At 67.0% G+C, this 467-nt stretch carries 1 protein-coding gene; it reads right to left on the bottom strand.

The features are described from left to right. Nucleotides 1-467: Ig-like domain-containing protein (locus DBR22_RS25045; RefSeq protein WP_258229400.1), on the bottom strand; the 467-nt coding region annotated here is incomplete at both ends.

Here is a 467-nt window from a genome sequence, read left to right as displayed (position 1 = left end):
CGTCATCGCGGGCCCTGATGCGGATGGCCACCTGCTGGGAGTCTGACTGGCCGGACGCGTTGGTGACTTTGTAGATCGCGTACACGGTCTTCGGGACTTCGCCGGCGATGAAGCGCAGCACGCCGCCGGACGTGAAAGTGCGGCCGTCAGCGGCGTCAGGCTGCTGGGCCAGGACAGGTTCCAGGGTCAGCTGGCCGCCGTTGGGGTCGGTGTCATTTTCCAGTACGGGAATGGTGACCACGTCCCCGGCGCGCACTGTGGCCTCGTCCGGTTTGGCTTGCGGTGCCTGGAGTTTGGCGGGCGCGGGGACCACCAGGACGGCGATCTCCCCGCTCGCGGAGGACTTGCCGTTGGAAATGGTGTACTTGACGCTGAGCTGGCCTTCGGCCCGGAGGTCGGTGATCCTGACAACAGAGTGGTCCAGCACGGAGACGCTGACCGGGAGCCCGTCGGCAGCCGTCACGGAC

Source organism: Arthrobacter sp. HMWF013, from assembly GCF_003061105.1.
Lineage (GTDB): Bacteria > Actinomycetota > Actinomycetes > Actinomycetales > Micrococcaceae > Arthrobacter.
Note: the sequence above shows the minus strand (reverse complement) of the source record. Positions and strands in the feature narration are given on the sequence as shown.